The organism is Burkholderia sp. Ac-20392, assembly GCF_017104585.1.
Classification (GTDB): Bacteria; Pseudomonadota; Gammaproteobacteria; order Burkholderiales; family Burkholderiaceae; genus Burkholderia; species Burkholderia lata.
Window position 1 is genome coordinate 1 of record NZ_JAAGPB010000761.1, and the last position, 2853, is coordinate 2853.

Annotated in this window: 3 protein-coding genes and 1 pseudogene; 3 read left to right on the forward strand and 1 reads right to left on the reverse strand. The window is 67.8% G+C overall.

Annotated features, from left to right (window positions below; translation table 11 throughout):
* Positions 1-840 (reverse strand): AAA family ATPase (locus G3N99_RS37860; protein WP_206124930.1); only part of this gene is annotated, 840 nt, incomplete at its 3' end.
* Positions 841-1069: 229 nt separating this feature from the next.
* Here G3N99_RS37860 and G3N99_RS37865 point away from each other — a divergent pair.
* The 3 genes and pseudogenes from G3N99_RS37865 to G3N99_RS37875 form a co-directional block, all read left to right on the forward strand.
* A complete protein-coding gene (locus tag G3N99_RS37865) occupies positions 1070-1789 on the forward strand; it encodes a nitroreductase (RefSeq protein ID WP_174937497.1) in 720 nt (239 codons plus the stop codon).
* 146 nt (positions 1790-1935) lie between these two features.
* Positions 1936-2424, forward strand: a complete 489-nt coding sequence (locus tag G3N99_RS37870) for a hypothetical protein (protein ID WP_174937495.1) — start codon at positions 1936-1938, stop codon at positions 2422-2424.
* 5 nt (positions 2425-2429) lie between these two features.
* A pseudogene (locus G3N99_RS37875) lies at positions 2430-2853 on the forward strand (endonuclease); the annotation flags it as partial.

The window sequence follows — 2853 nt, forward strand, 5'->3', positions numbered from 1 at the left end:
TAGCACGTCGAGCGCGTCGTCGCCGAGGATGTCCGGGAAGCGCCGCCCCCACGCATGCGACGTGCGGATCTCGTCGTAGATCGTCTGCGCGATCCGGCGCGCGCCGGCCGCATCGGGCGGCTCGATCTCGTACACGTTCATCCGGTTGAGCAGCGGCTCCGGAATCGCATGCGCGTCGTTCGCGGTCGCGATCCAGATCACGTTGCCCGCATCGATCGGCACTTCCGCGAATTCGTCGATGAATGCGCGCGCGGTGTCGTGCTCGAGCAACGCGTACAGCGCGCCGAGCGGATCGTATTGCGCATCGCTGCCGGCCTTGTCGATCTCGTCGACCGCGATCACCGGGTTCGCGTAGCTGCCGTTCACGAGCGCATCGAACACCTTGCCCGGCTTCGCGTTCTTCCATTGCGACGACGCACCCGACAGGATCCAGCCGGCCGTCAGCGAACTCATCGGCACGTAGTGGTACGCGGTGCCGAGCAGTTGCGCGAGCGCCTTCGCGAAATGCGTCTTGCCGATGCCCGGGGGCCCGAGCAACAGGATCGGCATCAGTTCGAGCCGGTCGTCCGTTTCGAGGCACAGCGCGACCTGCTTGCGCACGTCGTCGAGCGGCTCGGCGAAATTGGGCAATGCCTCGCCGAGCGCGTCGAACGACGGCATCCGGTTCGGCTTCACGCAGAAGCGCAGATTGCCCGTCTTGAGCATCCTCTCGTAGGTGGCGCGCAGTGCGTCGCTCGCGCTCTCGTTCAGGTCACTCAGCGCCGTCTCGACCTGCTCGAGGTCGTACACCGTGCTGAAGGACGCCACCGCCAGTTCCTGTTTCACCATCGCCGTCGTCATACCAACCTCGCTGCCGCTTGCTGTCACACGACCATCAGACCCTTACGATTTCAGTGTAGCGATCCCGCATTCCCGCGCAAGCAAGCAGCCGCGTGCGTCTGCTGCTAACACCCGCGCGCACTGCACGCCGGCGCACCGCGGCGTATGATCGTCGGTTCACCCACCCGCCGCACCGGCCTTGCCGACGGCGCCCGCGCGGCGCGTCGGACCCCGTCCCGAAGGTATGCCGATGTCCGTCCCCACTGCTTTCCCGCGCGTCGATGCCGATGCAATCGACGCCGTCGATGCGGCACTCACGTCGCGCCGCGCGATCCGCGCATTCCTGCCGACGCCCGTGCCGCGCGACACGCTCGAGGCAATCCTCGAAGCCGCAAGCCGCGCGCCGTCGGGCACCAACATCCAGCCGTGGCGCGTGTACGTCGCGACGGGCGCCACGCGCGATGCGCTCGCCGCCGCACTCACCGCGGCCCACGACGATCCCGCGCGCAACGAGAAATACGTCGCCGAGTACGACTACTACCCGCGCGAATGGGTGTCGCCGTATATCGACCGGCGCCGCAAGGTCGGCTGGGACCTGTACGGCCTGTTGAACATCGGCCGAGACGAGAAGGCGCGCATGCATGCGCAGCACGCACGCAACTTCCGTTTCTTCGATGCACCGGTCGCACTGTTCTTCACGCTCGACCGCGTGATGACCTACGGCGCCTGGCTCGACTGCGGGATGTTCCTGCAGGGCGTGATGACCGCCGCGCGCGCACGCGGGCTCGATACCTGCCCACAGGCCGCGTTCGTGCCGTTTCACCGGATCGTCACCGAACACCTCGGCATTCCCGCCAACGAGCAACTGGTCTGCGGCATGTCGCTCGGCCATGCGGACCCCGACGCGATCGAGAACCGCCTCGTCACCGAGCGCGCGCCGGTCGCCGAGTTCACGCGCTTTTTCGCTTGAAAACACATGACGCGGCCCTACCTTTCGAACAGGACCGCATCTTGCGGCGAACCTGCCGCGGCGCGTCCTGTCACATCACGATCGAAATCGATCGGGCGTAAGATGTGCGTCCGTTCCCCGCTATTCCGCGTTTCCGGAGACGTTTCATGCTGAAACACGGCCTGGCCGTCCTGCTCGCGAGCATCGTGCTCGCCGCCCATGCGCAGAGCCCCGCGCCGGCCTCCGTCGCGTGGGAGATCCAGGTGGTGCGCGACGGTCAGACCATCGACACGTTCCAGCAGCGCACCACCGTGGGTCAGACCCGTACCGATACCCATCGCTATCCGTCCGCCGTGCCGGTCGGCTGCGGCAATGCCGCGCGCGTGGTGCCGACCGAGCGTTCGCGCTCGGTCACGGTCGCGCCGCTCACCGTCGATGCCGGCGCGAACACGGTGTCGCTCGCGCTCGACGTGCAGGAAACGATCGACGACGAAGGGGCGAAGCCGGCCGATCCGTGCCTGCCCGCGTCGCCGCGGCAAATCGTCGCGAGCCACCCCGGCCTGACGGTCGGCGGCGACGCGTGGACCGACTGGACGCTCGTCGAACAGCATCCGCACCTCGTGTACCGCGTGCGTGCGCACGTCGCGAAGGATTGAGCGTCATGTCCGCCGACGCCCTGTCCCTGCCGTTCGCCGAACCGCACGCCGCCCCCGACGAAATCACCGCGGTGAGCTGGAACCTGCACAAGGGCCGCTCGCCGCTCGGCTTCACCGCGTGGAACGCGATGCGCAACTGGATGCAGTCGACGCACGCCGACGTGTATTTCCTGCAGGAAGCAATGGCGCGCCGCATGCCGCGCCCCGTGCTCGCACCCGGCTTCGGCGCGCCGATGGACGACGCGGTCGACGACGTCTGGCACTGCCAGGCCACCGAGATCGCACATGCACTCGACTGGCAGATCGCGCTCGGGCCGAACGTGTTCAAGCCGTCGTGGCGGCACGGCAATGCGATCCTGTCACCACACCCGCTCGACCTCGGCGGCCGCTGGGACATCTCCGCGCACCGCTTCGAGCGGCGCGGGCTGC

Bases quoted from the DNA above. Each gene is read 5' to 3' on its own strand.
- G3N99_RS37865 (WP_174937497.1), top strand. From the start codon at position 1,070: ATGTCCGTCCCCACTGCTTTCCCGCGCGTCGATGCCGATGCAATCGAC.
- G3N99_RS37870 (WP_174937495.1), top strand. From the start codon at position 1,936: ATGCTGAAACACGGCCTGGCCGTCCTGCTCGCGAGCATCGTGCTCGCC.